The following is a 22,088-nucleotide window of genomic DNA, read 5'->3' on the forward strand; positions in this document are numbered from 1 at the left end:
AAGCAATTAGCCACAACAGCGTGCCACGCCAGCCCAATGGATAGCACAACGCCCCGAAGACTACCGCAGCGAGGAGAAGAATAAACACAAACTCCATGAGGGTACTTTGGTGGGTTTGAAACAAAGAAAAACCGGCCGCTTCGAATAGAGCGGCCGGTTTTTCAATAAGTCAGCAGAAATCTACTTAAACGCCTGAATACCCGTGATATCCGCCCCCGTAATCAGCAGGTGAATATCGTGGGTACCCTCGTAGGTAATCACCGATTCCAAGTTCATCATGTGGCGCATGATGGGGTACTCGCCGGTGATGCCCATGCCGCCGTGAATCTGGCGGGCTTCGCGGGCAATGTGTAGGGCCATGTCCACGGAGTTGCGCTTGGCCATGGAGATTTGGGCGCTGGTGGCTTTGCCTTCGTTTTTGAGCACGCCCAAGCGCCAGGCCATGAGCTGGGCCTTAGTGATTTCAGTAATCATTTCGGCCAGCTTCTTCTGCTGCAGCTGGAAGGCTGCCAGCGGCTTGCCAAACTGCTCGCGCTGCAATGCATACTTCAGGGCCGACTCGTAGCAGTCGATGGCCGCGCCGATGGCGCCCCAGGCAATGCCGAAGCGGGCCGAGTCGAGGCAGGACAGCGGGCCGCGCAGGCCTTCGATGTTGGGCAGGATGTTCTCCTTGGGGATTTTCACGTCTTCGAACACCAGCTCGCCGGTGGTGCTGGCGCGCAGGCTCCACTTGTTGTGGATTTCGGGGGTGGTGAAGCCCTCCATGCCGCGCTCCACAATCACGCCCTTGATGCGGCCGGCTTCGTTTTTGGCCCACACCACGGCCACCTGGCACTCGGGCGAGTTCGAAATCCAGAGCTTGGCACCGTTCAGCAGGTAATGGTCGCCCATGTCCTTGATGTTGGTGGTCATGCCGCCGGGGTTCGAGCCGTGGTCGGGCTCGGTGAGGCCGAAGCAGCCCAGCCACTCGCCGGAGGCCAGCTTGGGAAGGTACTTGTTGCGCTGCTCCTCGGAACCGTACTGGTAGATGGGGAACATCACCAGCGAGCCCTGCACCGAGGCGGTGGAGCGCATGCCGGAATCGCCGCGCTCAATCTCCTGCATGATGATGCCGTAGCTGATGTAGTCGAGCCCGCCGCCGCCGTATTCCTGCGGAATGGTGGGGCCGAAGGCGCCCACGTCGCCGAACTTCTTCACAATTTCGCTGGGGAAGTGGCCGCTCTGGGCCCACTTCTCGATGCTGGGCGAAATCTCCTTCTTCACGAAGTCGCGGATGCTCTGGCGGATGAGGATGTGCTCCTCGGTGAGCAGGCCGTCGAGGTCGAAGTAGTCGGTGAAGCCGTTGGCGTTGGTGCTGCCTTTTTGGGCGGTGTGAGATTTGGACTCCGGGGAAAGAACGTCGGCTTGGGATGACATAGCAGGGAATGGGTTGGGTGGGAGGCTCAAAGATAAAAGTTTTGAGACGAGCCGGCTGCTAACAGAACAGTCCGTGGCCGAGTGGGTTCCGGCTTATCCCGAATTCGTTCTTCATCTTTCCGGCGCCAAACCCCGTAGCGCATATCCGTTGCCCAGCGGATTCGTTGGGCGGGGTCGACGTTTGCGGCCTACCGCAGGGCTGGCGCACGGCTCCAATTATACCTTATGCAACTTCCTAAATTCAGCCAACACCTTCACGAACGCCTGCAGGAACAGCGCCCGCAGCTCGTGAGCCGGGCCGATGCGGTGCTGTTTTACCTCAGCCTGGGGGGCTTGTTTGTGTTTCTCTACGACCTGGGCTTTGCCCACAGCGTGGCGGCCGAGCAGGTGCTCACCTACTTCTACGGGGCCTACATGCTGTGCATGATGCTGGTGCTGGTGCTGCGCTTGTTCTTGCTCAACCAAGCCGGCGTGCCCCGAAGCTGGATACTGGCGGAATACGTCCTGCTCTTTTTTGCGGCGTGCGGCGTGGTGCTCGCCTTTCTGCCGGCCCAAACCGTGCTGCCCGGCACGCTGCTGGGCCGGTACGTGGAGCAGGATCTGGTGATTCTGGCCGTGCTGCTCTACGTGTTTCTGATTGAGCTTTCGCGCCGCTCGCTCGATTTTTACCGCCTGCGCTACAACCCCGCGCTGCTGTTCATCGCCAGCTTCATCCTGCTGATTGTGCTGGGCACGGGGCTTTTGCTGCTGCCCCGGGCCACAACCAACGGCATCAGCCCACTCGACGCCCTGTTTACCGCATCGAGCGCAGTGTGCGTCACCGGCCTGATTACGGTGGATACGGCCACGGCCTTCACCACCTTCGGCAAGGTGGTTATCCTGGTCCTGATTCAGCTCGGGGGCCTGGGCATCATGACGTTTACGAGCTTTCTGGCCCTGTTTTTTCAACGCTCGTCGTCGTTTCAGAACCAACTGTTTATGCAGGGCCTCATCAACGAGGAAAGCATCGGCAACACCATGCGCACCATCGGCAACATCGTCTGGATTACGTTTCTGGTTGAGTTTCTGGGGGCCTGTTTCCTTTATGCCTGCATTGGTCCGGCCGAGATTCCGCGCCTGCACGACCGCATTGGTTTCGTCCTGTTTCACTCGATTTCGGCTTTTTGTAATGCCGGCTTCTCCACGCTTTCGGCGGGCCTCTACGACCCGGGATTCCGCTTTAACTACGGGTTTCAGCTCGTCATCATTGCCCTCATTCTCATTGGCGGCATCGGCTTTCCCATCATTTTCAACCTCTACCGCTACCTCAGGGCCACGGGGCGCAACCGGTGGCAGCAACTCTATCACCGCGAGCGGCTGCAGTACACGCCGCGCATTGTCAACGTCAACACCAAGCTGGTGCTGCTTACTTCAGCGGTGCTGACGGTGGCCGGCACCGTGCTGTATTTCGGCATGGAGTACAACAGCACCCTGCGCGAGCATTCGGGCATGGGCAAGGTGGTGGCGGCGCTGTTTGGCGGCGTCACGCCCCGCACCGCCGGCTTCAACACCGTGGACATGGCGCAGCTAACCATGCCGCTGGTGCTGATTTACCTGCTCCTGATGTGGATTGGGGCCTCGCCCGGCTCCACGGGCGGCGGCATTAAAACCACCACATTTGCGCTGGCTTTGCTCAATATTTTCAGCATTGCGCGGGGCAAGGAGCGGCTCGAACTCTTTGGCCGCCACATTCCGGCGAAGTCGGTGCAGCAGGCTTTTGCCGTGATGATGCTGTCGGCGCTGGTCATTGGGCTGGCCATTCTGCTCATCAAGTTCTTCGACCCCGACATTCCGCTTACGCAGGTGGCGTTCGAGACTTTTTCGGCCTATAGCACCGTGGGCCTTAGCCTGGGCGTGACGGGCAGCCTGAGCGCGGGAAGCAAGCTGGTGGTCATCGTCACCATGTTTTTGGGCCGCGTGGGCACGTTCACGCTCATTGCCGGCGTGGTCACCAAGATTAACGACCTGGCGTATCGGTACCCTTCCGAAAACATCATCATTACGTAGCGCCCTCGGGCAAAAAGCCGCATGAAATACATCATTATTGGATTGGGCTACTTCGGGTCGTCATTGGCGGTGAAGCTCACGGCCATGGGCCATGAGGTGATTGCCGTCGACAGCGACATTGCCAAGGTCACGCAGCACAAAGACCGCATCACGCATACCGTGTGCCTCGACGCCACCGACCAGCAAGCCCTGGCCACGCTGCCGCTCAGCGACACCGACATGGTGCTCGTGGGCATTGGCGAAGACTTTGGAGCCTCGGTGATGGCCGTGGCCAACTTTAAGCAGCTGGGGGTGAAGAAACTCATTGGCCGGGCCATTTCGCCGCTGCACCAAACCGTACTGGAGGCCATCGGCGTCGACAAAATCATCAGGCCCGAAACCGAGTCGGCCGAGCGGCTGGCCAAGAGCCTCGACCTGAAGGACATTCTCGACTCCCTGGATTTGACCGAGGACTACAACATCATTCAGGCCACGGTGCCGGTGCGCTACGTGGGCAAAACCATTCAGGAAGCCAACTTCCGCCAGAAGTACAACATCAACGTGCTCACCATCATCCGCCCCAAAGATTCCACCAACCTGTTTGGACGGACGCAGCGCAAGCCGGCGGCCATTGGCGTGGTAGCGGCCGATACCGTGTTTCAGGCCGACGACATCATGGTGCTGTTTGGTAAGATGGAAGACATCCGCAAGGTGTTGCACTAAAGCCGGGCGGCGGGTGGCCGTGCGCCGGTTTTTTACGTTAGCCGCAGCTTGAAGCCAGCCCGCCCCGGCTTGTCCGAACGCTGTTACATTAGCCGCCCCATTCAGCTGCCATGAGCCACGATAAGAAACTTAACGAACTGGAAGCCACCGCTATATGCGGCAACGACATTTCCTCGTCGTGCCTCTATGTGTCGGCGCTGGCCATTTCCTATGCCGGGCAATACGCCTGGCTGGCCCTGCTGACGGTGGGCGCGGTGTTGTTTTTGTTCCGCCGAATCTATGGCGAAGTGGTGGGTGCCCTGCCCCTGAACGGCGGCGCCTACAACGTGCTGCTGAACACCACCAGCAAGCGCAACGCCGCGCTGGCCGCCTGCCTCACCATCCTATCGTACATGGCCACGGCCGTGCTCTCGGCCAACGAGGGCATGCATTATTTGCACACGCTGTGGCACGGGCTGCCTATTATTCCGGCCACCATGGGCCTGCTGGGGCTGTTTCTGCTGCTCACCATCCTGGGCATTTCGGAGTCGGCCATCGTGGCGGTGGGCATTTTCATTCTGCACCTCATTTCGCTCACGGTGCTGGTGAGCGTAGCGGTGTGGTACCTGGCCACCCAGGGCATGCCCAACCTTACGCTCAACTTTGCGGCGCCCGTGAAAGGCGGCAGCGTGCTCAACGCCCTATTTTTTGGGTTTAGCGCGGCCATGCTGGGCATTTCGGGCTTCGAGAGCTCGGCCAACTTTGTGGAAGAGCAGGACCGGGGCGTGTTTCAGAAAACGCTGCGCAACATGTGGGTGGTGGTCACGGTGTTCAACCCACTCATTGCGTTTCTGGCCATTGCGGTGCTGCCGCTGGTGGAAGTGGGCAAGCACACCGAAACGCTGCTTTCGCACCTGGGCACCGTCACGGGCGGGCCATGGCTGGGCACGCTCATCTCCGTCGATGCCGTGGCCGTGCTTAGCGGGGCGGTGCTCACCTCCTTTGTGGGCGTGAGCGGCCTGATGAAGCGCATGACCCTGGACCGCATTCTGCCCCAGTTCTTCCTGAAGGAGAACAAGCGCGGCAGCAACTACATGATTCTCATTACGTTTTTCCTGCTTTGCGTGTCGGTACTGCTCATCACCAACGGGCAGCTGGGGCCGCTGGCGGGCGTCTACACCATCTCGTTTTTGTCGGTAATGGCCTTCTTTGCCATCGGCAACTTCCTGCTGAAGGGCAAGCGGCCCAACCTGCCGCGGCCGGTGTACGCGGGCATTGTCACGGTTACGCTGGCTTTGGTGGGCGTGCTGGTAGCCTTGTTCGGCAACGTCAAGATTCACCCCGAGTACCTGGTGGTGTTTCTGCAGTATTTCCTGCCCAGCATGGCCGTGGTTTCCATCATGCTCAACCGCATGGCCATTCTGAACTTCCTTTTGTCGACCGTGGAGTCGTTTGAGCGGCACCTGCCGCGGGCCTCGCGCCTGGGCCGCCTGCTGGTGCACCGGCAGCTGCGGCAGCTGGCCCAGCAGGAGTTTGTGTTCTTCACCAAAGGCGACAACGTGGCCAACCTCAACAAGGTGATGGCCTATGTGGTGGAAAACGAATTCACGAACAAGCTGAAAATTGTGACCCTGCTCCGCGACGGCGAGAAATTTCCCGAAGAGCTGCTGAACGACATTCGCGTGCTGGACCGCGCTTACCCGCAGGTCGACATCGATTTCGTGACCATCGACGGGCAGTTCGGCCCCCCGCTGATTGAGAAGCTGTCGGCGCAGTGGAACATCCCAAAAAACTTCATGTTCATCGGCTCGCCCGGCGACCGGTTTCCCTATCAGATTTCGGAGCTGGGCGGGGTGCGGTTGATTATCTGATTGGGGCTTTAGTGATGAAGACCGAACGACAACTCCCCTCCTCAGATGAGGAGGGGATGTTCGCGCTTTAGCGCGGACGGGGGTGGTTGAACTCGTTGAACGACACCCGAACGACTCGCTCTAACGGCGCGACCGGCTTAACCACCCCAGTTTCCGCTTTCGCGGAAACATCCCCTCCTTGAAAAGGAGGGGAGTTGTCGTTTCGTCTTTCATTACCACAAACACGCTAAAACTTCAAGTTCACCGAAGCCAGGAAATTACGGGTAGACTGCGGGAAATACCAATTAAAGGTTTCAAGCTGGCTGCTTGCGCCTAGGTAGCTGTAAGTATAGCCGTTAGCCACGTACTCGCGGTTTAGCACATTGTTTACGAGCACGGCCAGCTCTATCTCCTTCACAAAAACCGGCCGGATGGCGTAGCGCACCCGGAAATCGAGCACCTGATAGGGCACGATGCTGCGGTTGGTGTTTTCAGAGTTGTCAAGAAATTGCCGACTCACGGTTTTGTAGAGGAAGGCCAGGCGCAGGTTTTTCACCGGCTGGCCTTCCAGCGTGTGGGCCGATACAGCGGCCGGCGAGTAAGAAATAACCGACGTGCGAGGCGTGGCGGCCACCGGGTTAAAATCGGCGTCGTAGGTCACGTCCTGGTAGTTCAGAATGCGATTTTGGCTCAGGGTGAGCGTGCTGCTGAGGCTGATGAGGTCGTTGGCCGATACGAAGCCGGTGAGCTCCACGCCGCGGCGGTAGCTGCGGGCCACATTGGTGCGCAGGGGCGCGCCCACGTCGTTGAGCTGGCCGGTGGCCACTAGCTGGTCGCGGTAGTTCATGTAGAAGCCGTTGGCTTCCAGGCGCACGGCGGTATTGCCGCCCAGCAAGTCCAGGCCGGTGCGGTTGAAACGGTAGCCGGCTTCAAAATCTTCGAGGCGTTCGGGCTTGGCGGTTTGGTCGCCGGCGGGGCGGTCCACAAAGTCGGCGCGCACGGGCTCGCGCTGGCCTACGGCGAAGCTGGCGTAGAGCTGCTGGCCCTCGGCTAGGGCGAAGGTGGCGCCGGCTTTGGGATTGAAGAAGGTATAGCGGGCGCGGGTGGCTACGTCGTTTTGGTCGTCCTCAATGCCAGCTATGTTGTACCCAATGCGGCGCAGCTGCAGGTCGCCGTACACGCCCAGGCGGGGCAGCAGTTGCCAGGTGGCGCGGGCGTAGGCGTTGTAGTCGGTTTTGGTGGCGTTATTGAAGTAGTAGCGCTGGCGGCGGCCAATGGTAGTGGCGTACTGCGCCCAGATGATTTCGCCGTAGTGGTCGTTGTCGAACTTGTTGGCCGCGCCGCCCAGCGTGGCCTGGAATTTATCGTTATCCTTGGGCTGGTAGTTCAGGGCGAACGTGCCGCCATAGAAGTAGTTATCGAGCCACTTCTGGTCGATGAGGTCGGTGCGGGTGATGGTTTGGTTGCCGATTACCACGTTGGGCAGGCCGTAGGCCGAGAAGCGGCGGCGGGCCCGGAAGCTTTCGTAGTAGCCGAAGCCGCGGGTGAGGTGCAGCGCCGCGCCAAGGTTCCAGTTTTCGCCCAGGCCCTGCGAGAGGTGCAGCTGGTAGTGGTTCTGCTGGTAATTGTCGGTCTGGTTGTCGTAGGTGTAGTAGCTGTAGCGGCGGCCTTCCTGCAGCACGCGGGCGGCGTCGGGGGCGGTCAGCTCGCCGTTGTCCACGTAAGTCTGGAGCAGGGCGCGGTTGCCGGTAATGGCCGGCTCGGGCACACCGTTCCAGGCCTGGTAGGTTTTTTCGCGGCCTGAGAAAGTGATGAACTTAAGCAGCGTGTTCTTGGCCTGGTAGCCAGCAGCGAGGTAGTACGACTTCAGGTCCGACGAGGCCCTGTTCATGTAGCCGTCGGTGGCGATGCGCGAGAGGCGGCCATCGATGGTGAAGTGCCCGCCCAGCAGGCCGGTGCCGAACTGCACGTTGTTTTTCCAGGTGTTGAAGGAGCCGTAGCTGTTGTTGGTTTCGGCGTAGGCCTCGCGGCGCACGTCCAGCGTGCTGATGTTGATGCTGGCCCCAAAGGCCGCGCCGCCGTTCTGGCTGGTGCCCACGCCGCGCTGCACCTGCAGGCTGTTGATGGACGACGCCAAATCGGGCAGGTTCACCAGAAACGCCCCGCGTGATTCCGGGTCGTTGAGCGGCACCCCGTTGATGGTCATGTTAATGCCGATGTTGCTCGTGCCCCGGATGCGGATGTCGGTATATCCCACGCCAGTGCCGGCATCGGAGGTCACCACCACGGAGGGCGTTTGGTCGAGCAGGTAAGGCAGGTCCTGGCCGAAGTTGCGCTTAGCCAGGTCTTCGCGGCCCAGGTTGGTGTAGGCGGTGGCGGTGCGGTCGCTGGCGCGCTGGGCCGTCACGAGGGCTTCGCCGGTGAGCACCGCGCTGGGTTGGAGCGGGGCATTCAACAGTTGTTCGGCATCTTGGCCCTGCACCTGCCGCACCAAGGGCTCGTAGCCCAGGAAGCTGATGCGCAGCTCGTGGCGACCAACGGGCACGGCCGGCAAAGAAAAAGAGCCCGTGGTGCTGGTGGCCGGGCCTGCAGCTCCGTCGAGCAGAACGGTGGCCCCGGGCAGCGGCTCGCCGGTGCGGGCGTCGGTAACGGTGCCGGACACGGGGCCTTGCGCCCATGCCGGCGCGGCAGTCAGCACGCACAGCGCTGCCCCCGCAAGGAATACATTTTTCAAAAAGATTTTGGCCTTACATAATGGAACACGCCGGCGCCCCAGGGGTCGGAGCGGCAGCGGAAACGTCCGCGGATTGTTTATTCCCTTCGCCGGCATTACCCGGTTCAGGTTCGATGGGTATCATCTCAGCCGCCTTCTTTGCGAAAGCAGCACCCCTAAACAGGGCGCAAAGGTACAACTCCCGCTTTGGTACGACAGCAAAAATTTGGCAATAGACTCCGCCGGCCGCAACACATCCCTTGGTCGTTTGTTGAAAGTCAATTAATTTAGAGACGTCGGCCGGCGCAACGCCAGCGGCCGAAGCTTCGTTTTAAGTTTTGCACCGCCCTAGCTGCTTCCGCCATGTTTAGCCTCATTTACGCCGTTGCTTTCTGCGCTTTCTTCCTCTTTATGCTGGTGCTCCCTCGTCGGCGGCGCGCCATTCCGCCTACCCCGCCGCACGATGGCGACGACGACGGCGGCGAACCACATGACCCCGGCCTGCCCGACCTGGACTTGCCGCCCGGCATCTCGCGGCCCATCAACGACTGGGAACCGGACTACAACAAGCGCCGGGTAGGCGTATAGCGCACTTCGCGCACCCGAAACAGAAATCTAGCACGTTTACTTCGTGTGAACTCAGGAGCAGCTTTATGGCCACCGAAAGGCCGTAAAGCTGCTCCTTTTTTGTGCCGTTTTCAGTGGGCAGCTTTCCGGCCTTTTGCTTGTGGCTACCGAGCACCCTTTCCATTAAAGGGCAGCATTTTCATGGCCTACTTCCCTGAGCGACAAGCAGCACAGCACCACTGGCAAAAATTTATCAAATAAGAAATGGCCAAGACAGGCTGAATAAGCACTTTTATTATTTTGTTTAATATTTGCCTGCTACATCTTAAACAATAATTTATCCTATGTGATTCTATCAACACAATCAATCCATCCTTTAACCCTTAAGATTCAGCTGTATGCGAAACATGTTCTTGGACGTCCTGACCATCCCCGTCGACGACCCCGTTGCGTTCACATTCTTCATTGGGTACATGGCCATGGCTGCGGCAGCTGTGTTCTTCCTTTTCGAGCGCAGCACGGTGGCCGACAAGTGGAAAACCTCGCTCTTGATTTCGGGGCTGATTACGGGCATTGCGGCGGTGCATTACTACTACATGCGCGACTACTACATCATGTCGAAAACCACGCCCATTGCGCTGCGCTACATCGACTGGACCCTCACGGTGCCCCTGATGGTGGTGGAGTTCTACCTGCTGGTGCGGGCCGCGGGCGCCAAGGTTGCTTTGCTCTGGAAACTGGTGCTGGCCGCGCTGGTCATGCTGGTGTTCGGCTACATTGGCGAGGCCTTCACCGATGGTTCCATGAGCCATTCGTTTATCTGGGGCACACTGTCCACGCTGGGCTACCTCTATATTCTGTACTCGGCCTGGATGGGCGAAGTGGCCAAACTGGCGGCTGCCTCGGAGTCGGAAGCGGTGCGGAAAGGCGTGCGGGCCCTGGCTTGGTTTATTCTGGTGGGCTGGGCCATTTACCCCATTGGCTACATGGCCATGCCCGGCGGCCTGCTTGGCCCCGATGGTGCGGGCATGCTTCGTCCCTCTGACCTCGACCTGATTTACAACATCGGCGATGCCATCAACAAAATCGGCTTTGGCCTGGTGGTGTACGGCATTGCCCGGAGCGAATCGGCGATAAAAGTCGCCCCTGCCAACGCGGCTTCCGTAGTATAGGGCAGGTTACGCGTCGGCTTTGCCCAAGGGTAACCATATGCTCCCTGGCAAAGTGCACGGCTCAGTACAGGCTCGCCAACTTGGTTGGGAGCGAATAAATAACAGGCCGTTGTGCTGCGCCAGCGGTGCAGCGGCCTGTTTTGTTTCTCACTGCTCACTGCCACTCCATGCCTCGCTCTTTCGCCCCCGACTGGTCTTCTCATCGTTCCTACTCCTACGCCGCCGTGCTGGCGCTGGTGGGCCTGGGAGTGGCGTTTCCGACGCTGGCCGGCTGGCTACTGGGGGTGCCGCTGGCCGTGGGCATGGTGGTGCTGGGCGTGGCCCACGGCGCCTGCGACCAGTTTGTGCTGCCAGCCAGCCAGCCCGTGGGCATTCCCGTGAGCGGCTGGCGCTACTGGCGCCAGTTCCTGATAGGCTACCTAGGCCTAGCTGCGCTAGTGGGCGGGCTGTGGTGGTGGTGGCCAGCGGCCACGGTAGCAGGCTTCTTTCTACTAACAGTATGGCACTGGGGCTCAGCCGATGCGCCCGCCAACACGCAGGTGCCCACCACTTGGTGGCTGACGCACAGCTTACTGCGCGGCCTGCTCATTTTTGCAGTACCCGCCTGGGGCCGGGCGCAGGAAACCATGAGCTTGGTAAACGAGCTGCTTGCCTTTGTGGGCGCAGCGCCCGTTTCGGCCGCCACTTTCGAGACCATTGCGGTGGTGCTGGGCGTGCTGGTAATAGGCGGGCACGCGGCGCTTTGGGCCGGATATACCGTGCAGCACCGCACCGATCTTCTCAAGACTGAGCTGGTGGAGGTTTCGGTGCTCACGCTGCTGTTTGTGGCTTTGCCCCCGCGGCTTTCAGTCGCAGTGTACTTTGTGTTCTGGCACAGCTTGCAGCACATTCTGCGCCTGAATGGCTGGCTGGGCTACGCTTCTGGCGCTAAGGGTAAGGCAGCCCGTTCGGAACTGCTGGCGCAGCTGGTTTTCTTTCTGCGCCGGGCAGCGCCGCTGCTACTCTTAAGCTGCGTGGCGTTGCTGGTACTGGGCCGTGTGCTGGCCCCGCGCCTGCCCGATGCTACGGCTTGGTTTAGCTTGGCGCTGGTGGTGGCGGCCATTGTCACGCTGCCCCACGCCTTGCTAGTGACAGCTGTAATGGACGGGCACCGGTGGAAAAGCTTGAGGCTGGGCAAGCGCACTTCAGCTCCGGCTCGAACGACTGCAACGGCTCGGGTACACTCGTAGAGCTGTTTTTCGGTCTGTGTATCTTTTTGCCGACGCACCCCACCCCCGGCCCCTCCCCTCCGGGAGAGGGGTGCCAGACGAATTGTTGTTTATCAGAACGCACCCCTCTCCCGGAGGGGAGGGGCCGGGGGTGGGGTGTGACGCCTAGCCTACCTCAATGGTATAAGCGGCCGAAAACACCTGCCCGGGCTCCAGCGTGAGAATGCCCTCTTTTTCGCGTAGCTCGCCGGGCTCGCCTGTGGGGCTGGCAATGCCGTGCCAGGGTTCCACGCACACGAACTTGGCCCCGGGCCCTTTGGTCCAGAGGCCGAGGTAGGGGAAGCCATCAAACTGAAACCGCACAAAATGCGATGACTTGCGCGAGCGCAGGGTGAGCCGCGTGAAGTCGTAGTGCTTGAAAACCAGCGCATCGTCGGCAAACAGCTCGTAGCTAAGCGGCAGCTCCCGCTGGTCATTCAGCACTGGTGCAGTTTTGCCAGTGAGCAGGCCGCCCTGCAACAGGTGGCGCTCCAAGGTTACGGGGTGGTCGAACTCAAAGAAATAGTCTTCAAATGTCTCGTTTGGCAGCAAGGGGCAGCGGACGGCAGGGTGCGCGCCGATGCTGAACAGCAAGGGCTGGTCGGTGGCGGGGTTGCGCACGTCCCAGCGCACTGTGAGCAAAGAATCGCGCAGGGCATAGGTGATGGTGAGCTCGAAAGCGAATGGGAACACTGCGCGGGTGGTCTCGTCGTGCCGCAGCTGAAACACCAGTTCGGTGGGGTTGTGCCGCAGCACATCGAAAACCTGGTCGCGGGCAAAACCGTGCTGCGGCAGCTTGTAGTCGCGGCCCTCGTGGTGGTAAGCATCGCCGGGCAGGCGGCCCACCAGCGGAAACAGCACCGGGGCGTGGCGCGCCCACACGGCCGGGTCGGCGGGCCACAGGTATTCAAGGCCATTGGCCGAGGTAACCAGGCTGGTAAGCTCGGCGCCGTGTGCGGCAAACGTGGCCCGGCAGCTGGGGGAAAACAGGGTGTAGTGAGCAGCAGGGGCCGACATGAGCTTTTCGGGTAAAGGAGTGGGTTGGGAAGTTGTGCGCAACAACTCATCAATCAAAAAGCAGGCCTGGGCAAAGCGCCGGTCGCCGTCGCCGGTAATCTCGGCAAAATTGGCCATTTGCTCGCGCAGCTCGCGTTGGTAGAGGTCGTAGAACTGCTGGCGCAGGTGTGGGTGCTCGCGCAGCGGGTCGGGTTGCCAGGGCATGTCGATGCCCATTAGCAGGACTAGGTCGTAGCGCTGCTGGTTCAGGCGGCGCAGTATCCACTCTGGGCACTGCCCGAAGGCGTGCTCAGCCCAGATTTTAATCACCAGCATGTCGCTGTCGTAGAAAACCACTCGGTGGGCGCGGGCCTCGGCTTCGGCCTCGGCCGCCACTTGGCCGCGGGCTATTTCTTCCAGGTCTTCGGGCGTGTAGTGGGGGCCGGACGCGGCCAGGTATTCGCGGGCAAACTCGGGGGCAAAGGCGGTGCCGTAGTGCGCCGCCAAACGGGCGGCCAATGTGGATTTGCCCGTTGATTCGGGGCCAGTAAGGGAAACGCGCAGCAACGGAGGGTGGAAAAGGGCGGTGAAGGAAAAGGGTTGGCGATGAGCCAGGAATTGTGATTGGGAGAAGAATAAGCTTGCCTGCCTAGGGCGGGGTGAACCCCAAGGCGCTGGCAATTAATCAGGCTACTATTTGCTGAAGTTGGGCTTGCTGCATCCGTAGCTCGCGGCGCCATTGCAAATAGCCGTATATGGCCAAGGCGGTAAACACCACGTAGAGGCCGCTGGTCAGGTAAAGATGTCGGTGCCAGTACATGCCAATGTAGACCACATCGACGCCTATCCACAGCAGCCAGTTTTCCAGGTTACGGCGCGAGAGCAGCGTTTGGGCCGCCAGGCTGATGGCCGTGGTGGTGCTGTCCAGATATGGCAGGGCCGCGTCGGTGTGGCGGCTGAGCAGCACCCCGGCCACAACCGCATACAGCAGCCCCGCTCCACTCAGCCACCACCCCACCTGCCGCGGCGTGCGCGTGATGGGCAGCTGAGGAGCATCGGGCGTGGCAGCGCCCCGCAGCCATTTCATCCAGCCGTAAATCAAAAGACAGATGAAAGCCAGCTGCAAGCCCGCGTCGGAATACAGCTTGGCTTGCTTGAACACCACCAGATACAGCAGGCCATTGACGATGCCAATGGGAAAATTCCAGATGGAATTGCGGGCCGCCAGCCACACGCAGGCCACGCCCGTGAGCACGGCGGCTACTTCCAGGGAGCTAGCCGATTGCACCTCGGCCCAGGCGGCAGTAAAAATATCGGGAGAGAGAAACGCAGCCAACACCAGCAGGTAAGAAAGCCGCAAGGTAGAACGCCGGAACCTACTTTTGCGCCCTGTACTCCCAACCTATGGAAAGCGTATCCCTGGAAATCAGCGCCGAAGAGCTGCACCACCGCTTGCAGGCCGGCGACGACCTGCAACTAGTGGACGTGCGCCAGCCCGAAGAATTCGACTATTGTCACCTGCCCGGGAGCATGCTCCTGCCGCTGGACGAAGTCCCGCGCCGAGCCGATGAAATTCGCGCCGACGGGCCAGTGGTCCTCATTTGCCACCACGGTGTGCGCTCCGCGCAAGCCCTGGGCTACCTGCGCCACCGCCTGGGCCGCACCAACCTCCTGAACCTGCGCGGCGGCGTAGCTGCTTGGGCCGCGCAGGTCGACCCAGCGTTTCCTCGTTATTGAAATTAAAGGCTAAGCCCGGAAATCAGAGAACGGTCATGCCGAGCGCAGCCGAGGCATCTCGCGTGTGGTAGTAACTCAATCGGGAGGACAATGCGAGCAAGATGCCTCGGCTGCGTTCGGCATGATGCCCAGTTGTAGGCTCTAAGTTGTAGGCTCTAAGAGGTTGATTAAGTTAATTTTGATGGCTCTGATGGCGCGGGGCTATGCCCCGCGCCGCTTACTAGCGGGCCTCTGGCCCGCGCAAGTTGGGGGGTGTCAGGCGGTCTTATTCCACGACCACAGGCCAGAGGCCTGCTAATAGCCCGTCACGAGGCATAGCCCCGCGCCATCAGAATTAACTTGAACAGCCTCTAAGCCCAATTCCGCGGCGGGCAGTTTCAAACCACCACCATCGTTTAAGGGTTGGTCCTGTTGAAGGCACACGTTCTTCCTCCGCTACCTATGCCCGATTTTTCGCTGCCCTCTGCTTTACTAGCCGAGCCTGGGGCCCCCACCCTGGCCAGCCGGCTGGCCATGCGCGACCGCCCGCCCGGCGCTCCCCTCCTGCGCCAGGAATGGGGCGACTTGCTGTTTATGCACTGGCCCGTACCGGCCGAGCTGCTGCAGCCTTACCTGCCGCCCCGCCTGACAATCGACACCTACGACGGCATGGCGTGGCTGGCGGTGGTGCCGTTCCGCATGTCGAAAGTGCGCACTCGCATCAGCCCGCCAGTGCCGGGCGCCAACGAATTTCTGGAGCTGAACGTGCGCACCTATGTGCACCTCGATGGCGTGCCAGGCGTGTGGTTTTTCTCGCTCGATGCCACTAATGCTCTGGCCGTATGGGCCGCACGCACGTTTTTCAACCTTCCCTACATGCGTGCCACCATGAGCATGGAAAGCCCAAGCGCCCAGCTCCGGCAGTTCAAGGCTGAGCGCACGCACGTGGGCATGCCAGAAGCAAGCTTCCGCGCCACCTGGTCCATAGGGGCTCCCCTGCCGCCCCCAGCTCCCGACTCCCTGGCATTTTTTCTCACCGAACGCTACTGCCTCTACGCCAGCAATAAGGCCCAGACGAAGCTCTACCGCGGCCGAGTGGCCCACGCCCCGTGGCCGCTGTGCGCCGCCAAAGTGCTGCACTACGAATCAACGCTAATCGAAAGCCACGGCCTGCCCACGCCCGAGGGCCTGCCGTTGGTAAGTGCCGGTGGCCCCGTGAGCGTGGAGCTGTGGCCAATGCAGCGGGTGTAATTTTGATGGGTGAATTCTGCCTTTGCCCTCCCGCCTCTGCCCGACTTGCCCATTATCGCGGCGCTGCCTGCCCTGCGGGCTGCCCTGGCCGCCAATGCCCGAGTCGTGCTGGAAGCCCCACCCGGGGCCGGCAAAACCACGGTGGTGCCGCTGGAGTTGCTGGCCGCAGAGTGGCGCAATCCCGCCGATAAAATCCTAGTGCTGGAGCCCCGGCAGCTGGCGGTGCGCGGCGCGGCGGCCCGCCTGGCCCAGCTGCTGGGCGAGCCTGTGGGCCGCACCATCGGCTATCGGGTACGTCTCGACAGCAAGGTATCGAAGGAGACCCGCGTCGAAGTCATCACCGAAGGCATCCTGACGCGCATGATTCAGGACGACCCAGCCCTGGAAGGCGTAGCCGCAGTGGTATTCGACGAGTTCCACGAACGCAGCCTCAACGCCGACCTGGGTCTGGCACTGGCCCTGGATGCGCAAGCGGTATTGCGGCCGGAGCTGCGCATCCTAATCATGAGTGCCACGCTTGAGGCGCAGCGGCTGGGGCAATGGCTGCCGGCCCCGGTAGTATCATCGGCGGGCTTTTTATTTCCCATCGACACCCACTACCTCGACCCGCGCCGGGCCGCAGCCCTGCCCAACAAGCCCACTGAGCGCTTGGCCGAATTGGTGCCGGCGCAGGTACGAGCCGCCCTGAACACCCACGCAGAGGGCGACGTGCTGGTGTTTCTGCCCGGTGTGGGAGACTTACAGCGCTGCGCCCGCAAGCTGACCGACTCCTTGGCCGATACCACCGACCTGCACCTGCTGCACGGCGAGCTGCCCCTCGAAACCCAGGATGCGGCCCTGCGCCCCTCCCGCGCCGGGCGACGCAAGGTCATTCTAGCCACCAGCATCGCCGAAACCAGCCTTACCATTGAGGGCGTGCGCGTCGTCATCGATGGTGGATTTGCGCGGGTGCCACGTTTTGTACCGCGCACCGGCTTTACTACTCTCGAAACCGTGCCCGTAGCCCGCGCCGCCGCCGACCAGCGCCGCGGCCGGGCTGGCCGCCTGGCGCCCGGCACCTGCTATCGCCTCTGGACCGAAGCCGAGCACCACAACCTGCCCGCGCACCGCCCGCCCGAAATCCATACCGCCGACCTCAGCAGTCTGGTGCTGGAGCTGGCCCTCTGGGGCGCGGCCGAGCCAACCAATTTGCGCTGGCTGGATGTGCCCCCCGCAGCAGCTTTTGCCCAAGCCCAGGAGTTGCTGTTGCGCCTGGGCGCCTTGGAAAACGCGGCAAAGCCTACTTCGCACGGCCGTCAGTTGGCGGCGCTGGGGTTGCCGCCGCGCCTGGGCCACTTGGTGGTGCGTGGCCAAGAGCTAGGTTATGGCGCAGCCGCAGGAGCTTTAGCGGCCTTGCTGGCCGAGCGCGACTTGCTGCGCTGGGCTTCCCCAACCGATACCCGCCCCGCTCCGCCCGACCTGCGCCTGCGCCTCGAAGCGCTGGGCAATGGACGCCCGCCGCTACCGGGCCTGGCCCTGCACCACGCCACACTACAGCGCGTGCGCGACGTGGCCCGCAACCTCGCCGGCCGACTCCCCAAGCCCGTGGCCGCCTCGCCTTCGGCGCTTGCCGAGGCGCCCGTGGGCCTGCTCACAGCCCTCGCCTACCCCGACCGGCTGGCCCAGCGCGAAACCCACGACCGGCTGCGCTTGGTAACCGGCCAGCGGGTGAGCCTGAACACAACGGACGTGGACGCACAAGCAGATTTCTTCGCGGTTGCGCACTTGGCCGGCACGGCGTCGGCTCCCCGCGCCACCCTGGCCGCCCCGCTGGCAAAAGAGGAATTGGAACTGGCCTTTGCTGACCAAATCACCACCACCGACGAGGTGCGCTACGACCCTGCCGCCCAGCGCGTGACTGGCCGCCGCGTGCGCCGCCTGGGCGCCTTGCTGCTGGCCGAGGCCGTCATCGGCCAGCCTGACCCCGTGCTGGTGGGCCAGGCCTTGCTAGCTTATCTGCAGGAAGCCGGCTTGAACAAGCTGAACTGGACACCCGCGGCCCGCCAGCTGCAGCAGCGCCTGGAGTTTTTGCGTCAGCATTTTCCGGCTCAGGACACTACCCCGGCTGAAGAGCTGTGGCCCGCCTTCGACGAGGAAACGCTCGCTCAAGAGCTAGCTGAGTGGCTTGGCCCGCACCTCACCGGCCTCAAAACCCTGGCCGATGTTCAGCGCCTCGACCTTAGCGAGCCGCTGCTGAGCCGCCTGCCCGGGGGCTGGAACCAGCGCCAATTGCTCGACCGCTTGGCCCCGGCTGCGCTTGAAGTACCCAGCGGCTCCGATATCACCCTGGACTATAGCGATGCCACGGCTCCGGTGTTGGCCGTGAAGCTGCAGGAGCTGTTTGGCCTGACCGCAACGCCCACGGTAGCCGGGGGCCGTGTGCCGCTCTTACTGCACCTGCTCTCGCCCGGTGGGCGCCCCGCCCAGGTCACACGCGACCTGCGCAGCTTCTGGGAGCGGGGCTACTTCGAGGTGCGCAAAGACCTGAAAGGCCGCTACCCCAGACACCCCTGGCCCGACAAGCCCATGGAGCATATCCCGACTAGGCTCACCAAGAAACGGTTGGGGCAATAAAAGAGACTTCAGCAATGACATACTCGCTGAACCTCGCAGCCAGTATTTCGCTGATAGCTCAGGAAATATACCACTTTGTCTATTTTCGCAAACCGCCCCTTACCTTAGTAGCAGACAAGGCTTTTTATAGCACATATGCAGCCCACAGCTACTTCTGAATCACCCGTTATTCCCGGCGACCGGCTTGTTCCGGGCTGGCTCAAGATTTTTTGGCTGTACTTAATGCTGGTGCCGGCCTTGGTGTGGGGATTGTCAAGCCTGTCGGGCCCATTGAGCCTGGCCTCGGCGGTGCTCACTGTGGTCACGGTTGGGTTCGGGCATTCCATCGGCTTGCATCGGGGCATTATTCACCGCTCATATCGCTGCGCGCGCTTCACGCGGGGCCTGCTGGCGTATTTATTTGTGCATACCGGCCTGGGCGGGCCGCTGTCATGGGTGCGGGTCCACTACTTCCGTGACTATTGGCAAAACCGCCTCGACTGCCCGGCTTATTTCCGCTACGACCACTCCATAGCCCGCGACTACTACTGGAACCTGCACTTCGCCCTAAAGTCCGGCGACATCAGCCGGTATGAAATTCCGGCCGAAGACCTGCACGACCCCTGGCTCGTGTTCCTTGAAAAGACTTGGTTTCTGCACGTTCTGGTTGCCGCGGGCCTTATCTGGGCCGCCTTTGGGTTTGAAGCGATGATAATATGCGTGCCCGTACGCATAAGCGTGACCATTTTTGGCCATTGGTTCGTCGGCTTTGTGTCGCACAAATACGGCTACGCCCGCTACGATATCGATGAGGCCACGGAGCACGGCTACAACAACTGGGTGCTGGGGGCCTTGTCGTTTGGCGAAGGGTTTCATAACAACCACCACGCGCACCCAAGCTCTGCCAAGATGAGCACCGCTTGGTACGAGTTGGACCTGGGCTGGTATCTGGTGGCCCTACTCCGGGCCCTCGGCTTGGTGTGGGACGTGCAGGTTGTGGGCCAGGACAACACCCAGAAGCCCAAGGCAAAATCCCGGTCGTTCCGCTGGCACTGGCCCTGGCAGGAATAGAAAGCAGCCGGCCATCCATCGGCAACTGTAGCAACATCCCCAATGCCCGGCCTTCCAGTCGGGCATTTTTGTTAGCACCGATAATTATTCATCGTCTTATCAATCATTCAGTCAACCGTTTAGCCCCAATGTTATCTTTTGCTTTCCCTCGGTAACAATTGCGTAATACTGGATAACAATTACGTAACTTGGGTGCATGAAACACCTCTCCTTGCTACTCCTGCTGATATTGCTGGCCTGGGCCGGCTCGGCCCGGGGCCAGGGCGGAGGAGCACCCGTGGGCTGGGTAAGGCTGAGCGCCGACATGCCGTTGCGCGGCCGCTGGAGCCTGTATTCGGAAGTAGAAACGCGCCAGAGCAACGCCCAGCTCACTGCCCAGCAACTCGGCCGGCTGGGCTTCCGCTTCCACCTCGCACCCAGCTTCACGCTCACCACCGGCTACGTGCTGGCCGGTAACGAATACGATACCCCCAGCGGCGACAACGCCATGGCGCCCGAACACCGCTTGTACCAGGAAATAGCTGTGACCGACGTCAGTGGGCCGGTGCGGGCCAGCCACCGCCTGCGCGCCGAGGAGCGTTGGCTTCGCCCCACCCCGGAGGCTGCCTTTGAGTTTGCGCCGCGCCTGCGCTACCAGTTGCGCGTGGTGGTGCCGCTGCATTCGGGCGGAGTGTTGCCCCGAGGGGGCTTGTTTCTGGTGGCAGCCAACGAGCTATTCGCGGGCCTGGGCTCCAACGAGGGCCGTAGCTTTCTGGAAGAAAACCGCATCAGTGCCGGCCTGGGCTACCGCGTAAGCCGCCTCGCCACCGTAGAAATGGCCTACCTGCACCAAACCCAGGCGGCCGGCGCTGCCGGAGCAGCCCGCTCCCGCAACGCCGTGCAGGTGAGCGTGGCCGTGGCTACACCCAACCATGTTTCGCTGGTGCGCCGGTAAGGTTGCGCTTACCCCGGTAGCTCACTGCCGGGTCCGCTGACATCGCGGCCGCGGGCCGGCGAATAGTGGCGGTGCAGCCAGCGGCTCAGCCCGCCCAGGCCGGGCAGCAGCACCCGCTCTGTAATGTTGGCTTGGTCGAGCTTGTCGCGCACTTCCCACTTGAGGTGGGCCGGAATCACGATGCGGAAATACAGCTCCGGGCGCTCTGTCAGCCAGTCGTGCAGCACGCTTTGGGCCGTACTCATCAGCGAAAACAGCGCGTATTGGTGCACGATGCGAGCATCGAGGCTCGGCGGCTCCAAAAACAGGACGTAAGGGGTTTCTTGCAGCTCTTCCAGGTCGCCGAGGTTGTTGCCCAAGGGCTGAAGCAGCTCGGAGGTGAAGACGTTCGAACCTTCTTTGCGCAGAGCCTGCTGCAGGCGCTTGGGCAGGTGCTCGGCGGCCTTCACGTAGTTGAGGGCCCAAATGATGCCGTCTTCGTGGTAGGCTTCTAGGTCGTCGGTGGCGAAGTGCAGGGCCACGTAGGGCGAGTACGTCCAGTCGAGTAGGCGCGTGGGCAGGCCGTGGTGCTGGGCCAGGGCCAGCCAGTCCCAGGTGCTGGCCGCCTGAATGGTTTGGGTGGTGTCGTGGGCGTACTTGCGAAAGTTGCGCAGCAAGTGGTTTTCCAGCTGGTGGTAGTTGCCGCCGAGACGCTGCAAGCTGGTACTCAGCTGGTAGTGGCGCGAGCGGCTGCCGCGGTACACAAACGGCGAACGGAACCGGCCCAGCCCTTCGTCCCAGGTTTCCTGAAACAGCAGGCGTTGCAGGTCTTCCCAGGAAGTGGCTTCGTAATCGTTGGCAGGAAGGGACATGGGGCGAAGATACGCGGCGCCCGCAGCCGCAGTTCGGTCGAGCTTACCCAGCCAGCGGGCCGTTAGGCGAGCCTTCTGCCTGATAGCTAGAAGGCTCGCCTAGCGTAATTATTACTCGCCCGCCGGAAAATCGGCCGCTTCGCCCATCTCCGCGTACTGCTCCAGCTCTTTGCTCAGGTTAGCAAACTTTTCGTGGGCACCTTTTACTGCTGCCTTGCCCAGGGGCAGGTGCAGGGGCGGATTCTCCATCTGCACTACTTCGTACATGGCCTTGGCAGCGCGCACGGGGTCGCCGGGCTGGCGGCCGCTGTAGCCCTGAATGCCCCGCAGATTTTCGCCCACCGTGGCCTGGTAGTCCTCAATTTGGGTTTCGGCGATAGTAGCAGACTCGCCGGCCCACTTGGTGCGAAAGCCGCTGGGTTCGATGTTGGTCACTTTAATGCCCAGTGGCCCCACTTGCTGGCTCAGGCTTTCGCCAATGGCTTCGAGCGCAAACTTGCTGGCGTTGTAAATGCCCACGCCGGGGAAGGTCTTCAGGCCGCCGATGCTGGTGATGTTGAGAATGTGGCCCGAGCGGCGCTCGCGCAGGTGCGGCAGCACGGCCCGCAGCACGTGCAGCGCTCCGAACACGTTCACGTCGAACTGCCGCTGCACTTCCTCGGCAGGCACTTCCTCAATGCTGCCCATAGAGCCGTAGCCGGCGTTGTTCACCACCACGTCGAGGTGGCCAAAATGAGCAATGGCGTCGGCCACGGCGGTTTTCACCTGGGCTTCATTGGTCACGTCGCACACCACGCCGAAGGTGCGGTCAGCTTCTTTGCCGGTAAAAGCCTCAGCCTGCTCAGGCTTGCGGAAAGTAGCGGCCACGCGGCCGCCTTGCTCAAGAATATAAGTAGCCAGGGCTTCGCCAAAGCCGGACGAAGCGCCGGTAATAAACCAGGTTTGGGATGTGGAATCAGCCATAAAAATCGTACTGTGAAATGGT

17 protein-coding genes and 1 riboswitch are annotated in these 22,088 nt (G+C 61.5%); of the genes, 11 read left to right on the forward strand and 6 right to left on the reverse strand.

Translation table 11 applies throughout. The features are described from left to right. Nucleotides 1-180 precede the first annotated feature (180 nt). A complete protein-coding gene (locus tag BMZ66_RS06610; protein ID WP_234795006.1) occupies nucleotides 181-1,416 on the reverse strand; it encodes an acyl-CoA dehydrogenase family protein in 1,236 nt (411 codons plus the stop codon). A gap of 225 nt (nucleotides 1,417-1,641) precedes the next feature. On the opposite strand from BMZ66_RS06610, the gene BMZ66_RS06615 reads away from it, so the two are divergent. From BMZ66_RS06615 to BMZ66_RS06625, 3 genes are all read left to right on the forward strand, one after another. Then, complete coding sequence (locus BMZ66_RS06615) at nucleotides 1,642-3,462, forward strand: TrkH family potassium uptake protein (RefSeq protein WP_234795007.1); 1,821 nt, start codon at nucleotides 1,642-1,644, stop codon at nucleotides 3,460-3,462. 21 nt (nucleotides 3,463-3,483) lie between these two features. After that, nucleotides 3,484-4,164 (forward strand): potassium channel family protein, encoded by a 681-nt coding sequence (locus tag BMZ66_RS06620; protein ID WP_092670390.1) that lies wholly within the window; start codon nucleotides 3,484-3,486, stop codon nucleotides 4,162-4,164. 110 nt (nucleotides 4,165-4,274) lie between these two features. Next, a complete protein-coding gene (locus BMZ66_RS06625) occupies nucleotides 4,275-6,014 on the forward strand; it encodes an APC family permease (RefSeq protein WP_092670392.1) in 1,740 nt (579 codons plus the stop codon). Nucleotides 6,015-6,240: 226 nt separating this feature from the next. On the opposite strand, the gene BMZ66_RS06630 is transcribed toward BMZ66_RS06625, so the two are convergent. Further along, on the reverse strand, nucleotides 6,241-8,727 hold the full coding sequence (locus tag BMZ66_RS06630) for a TonB-dependent receptor (protein ID WP_092672832.1): 2,487 nt from the start codon (nucleotides 8,725-8,727) through the stop codon (nucleotides 6,241-6,243). Between the two features lie 62 nt (nucleotides 8,728-8,789). Beyond that, nucleotides 8,790-8,894, reverse strand: a riboswitch (TPP riboswitch). A gap of 175 nt (nucleotides 8,895-9,069) precedes the next feature. Between BMZ66_RS06630 and BMZ66_RS06635 the strand changes: the two genes are divergently transcribed. The 3 genes from BMZ66_RS06635 to BMZ66_RS06645 all read left to right on the forward strand — a co-directional run bounded on the left by BMZ66_RS06635 (nucleotide 9,070) and on the right by BMZ66_RS06645 (nucleotide 11,674). Continuing rightward, a complete protein-coding gene (locus BMZ66_RS06635; RefSeq protein WP_092670394.1) occupies nucleotides 9,070-9,294 on the forward strand; it encodes a hypothetical protein in 225 nt (74 codons plus the stop codon). A 377-nt stretch (nucleotides 9,295-9,671) separates the two neighbouring features. Then, entirely contained in the window at nucleotides 9,672-10,445 is a 774-nt protein-coding gene (locus BMZ66_RS06640; protein WP_092670396.1) for a bacteriorhodopsin, read from the forward strand. A gap of 167 nt (nucleotides 10,446-10,612) precedes the next feature. Next, nucleotides 10,613-11,674 carry a Brp/Blh family beta-carotene 15,15'-dioxygenase gene (locus BMZ66_RS06645; RefSeq protein WP_092670398.1) on the forward strand — a complete coding sequence of 354 codons (1,062 nt, stop codon included), beginning with the start codon at nucleotides 10,613-10,615 and terminating at the stop codon, nucleotides 11,672-11,674. Between the two features lie 144 nt (nucleotides 11,675-11,818). Here BMZ66_RS06645 and BMZ66_RS06650 read toward each other — a convergent pair whose 3' ends face one another. Together BMZ66_RS06650 and pnuC are read right to left on the reverse strand one after the other, a co-directional pair. Beyond that, on the reverse strand, nucleotides 11,819-13,255 hold the full coding sequence (locus BMZ66_RS06650; protein WP_092670400.1) for an aldose epimerase family protein: 1,437 nt from the start codon (nucleotides 13,253-13,255) through the stop codon (nucleotides 11,819-11,821). Nucleotides 13,256-13,373: 118 nt separating this feature from the next. Continuing rightward, nucleotides 13,374-14,048, reverse strand: coding sequence for a nicotinamide riboside transporter PnuC (gene pnuC / locus BMZ66_RS06655; protein WP_092670402.1), 675 nt, complete (start codon nucleotides 14,046-14,048; stop codon nucleotides 13,374-13,376). A 44-nt stretch (nucleotides 14,049-14,092) separates the two neighbouring features. Between pnuC and BMZ66_RS06660 the strand changes: the two genes are divergently transcribed. From BMZ66_RS06660 to BMZ66_RS06680, 5 genes are all read left to right on the forward strand, one after another. Then, entirely contained in the window at nucleotides 14,093-14,425 is a 333-nt protein-coding gene (locus BMZ66_RS06660; RefSeq protein WP_092670404.1) for a rhodanese-like domain-containing protein, read from the forward strand. A 441-nt stretch (nucleotides 14,426-14,866) separates the two neighbouring features. After that, nucleotides 14,867-15,655, forward strand: coding sequence for a YqjF family protein (locus BMZ66_RS06665; protein ID WP_092670406.1), 789 nt, complete (start codon nucleotides 14,867-14,869; stop codon nucleotides 15,653-15,655). 9 nt (nucleotides 15,656-15,664) lie between these two features. Then, nucleotides 15,665-18,268, forward strand: a complete 2,604-nt coding sequence (gene hrpB, locus BMZ66_RS06670) for an ATP-dependent helicase HrpB (protein ID WP_234795008.1) — start codon at nucleotides 15,665-15,667, stop codon at nucleotides 18,266-18,268. Between the two features lie 135 nt (nucleotides 18,269-18,403). Further along, complete coding sequence (locus BMZ66_RS06675) at nucleotides 18,404-19,318, forward strand: fatty acid desaturase (RefSeq protein ID WP_092670408.1); 915 nt, start codon at nucleotides 18,404-18,406, stop codon at nucleotides 19,316-19,318. Between the two features lie 196 nt (nucleotides 19,319-19,514). Next, complete coding sequence (locus tag BMZ66_RS06680; RefSeq protein ID WP_092670410.1) at nucleotides 19,515-20,252, forward strand: DUF2490 domain-containing protein; 738 nt, start codon at nucleotides 19,515-19,517, stop codon at nucleotides 20,250-20,252. A gap of 8 nt (nucleotides 20,253-20,260) precedes the next feature. On the opposite strand, the gene BMZ66_RS06685 is transcribed toward BMZ66_RS06680, so the two are convergent. Beyond that, a complete protein-coding gene (locus BMZ66_RS06685) occupies nucleotides 20,261-21,103 on the reverse strand; it encodes an FRG domain-containing protein (protein WP_092670412.1) in 843 nt (280 codons plus the stop codon). Between the two features lie 111 nt (nucleotides 21,104-21,214). Continuing rightward, nucleotides 21,215-22,066 carry an oxidoreductase gene (locus BMZ66_RS06690; protein WP_092670414.1) on the reverse strand — a complete coding sequence of 284 codons (852 nt, stop codon included), beginning with the start codon at nucleotides 22,064-22,066 and terminating at the stop codon, nucleotides 21,215-21,217. Nucleotides 22,067-22,088 lie beyond the last annotated feature (22 nt).

Source organism: Hymenobacter arizonensis (assembly GCF_900115775.1).
Classification (GTDB): Bacteria; Bacteroidota; Bacteroidia; order Cytophagales; family Hymenobacteraceae; genus Hymenobacter; species Hymenobacter arizonensis.

Bases quoted from the DNA above. Each gene is read 5' to 3' on its own strand.
- BMZ66_RS06610 (WP_234795006.1), bottom strand. From the start codon at position 1,416: ATGTCATCCCAAGCCGACGTTCTTTCCCCGGAGTCCAAATCTCACACC.
- BMZ66_RS06615 (WP_234795007.1), top strand. From the start codon at position 1,642: ATGCAACTTCCTAAATTCAGCCAACACCTTCACGAACGCCTGCAGGAA.
- BMZ66_RS06620 (WP_092670390.1), top strand. From the start codon at position 3,484: ATGAAATACATCATTATTGGATTGGGCTACTTCGGGTCGTCATTGGCG.
- BMZ66_RS06625 (WP_092670392.1), top strand. From the start codon at position 4,275: ATGAGCCACGATAAGAAACTTAACGAACTGGAAGCCACCGCTATATGC.
- BMZ66_RS06635 (WP_092670394.1), top strand. From the start codon at position 9,070: ATGTTTAGCCTCATTTACGCCGTTGCTTTCTGCGCTTTCTTCCTCTTT.
- BMZ66_RS06640 (WP_092670396.1), top strand. From the start codon at position 9,672: ATGCGAAACATGTTCTTGGACGTCCTGACCATCCCCGTCGACGACCCC.
- BMZ66_RS06645 (WP_092670398.1), top strand. From the start codon at position 10,613: ATGCCTCGCTCTTTCGCCCCCGACTGGTCTTCTCATCGTTCCTACTCC.
- BMZ66_RS06660 (WP_092670404.1), top strand. From the start codon at position 14,093: ATGGAAAGCGTATCCCTGGAAATCAGCGCCGAAGAGCTGCACCACCGC.
- BMZ66_RS06665 (WP_092670406.1), top strand. From the start codon at position 14,867: ATGCCCGATTTTTCGCTGCCCTCTGCTTTACTAGCCGAGCCTGGGGCC.
- BMZ66_RS06675 (WP_092670408.1), top strand. From the start codon at position 18,404: ATGCAGCCCACAGCTACTTCTGAATCACCCGTTATTCCCGGCGACCGG.
- BMZ66_RS06680 (WP_092670410.1), top strand. From the start codon at position 19,515: ATGAAACACCTCTCCTTGCTACTCCTGCTGATATTGCTGGCCTGGGCC.
- BMZ66_RS06685 (WP_092670412.1), bottom strand. From the start codon at position 21,103: ATGTCCCTTCCTGCCAACGATTACGAAGCCACTTCCTGGGAAGACCTG.
- BMZ66_RS06690 (WP_092670414.1), bottom strand. From the start codon at position 22,066: ATGGCTGATTCCACATCCCAAACCTGGTTTATTACCGGCGCTTCGTCC.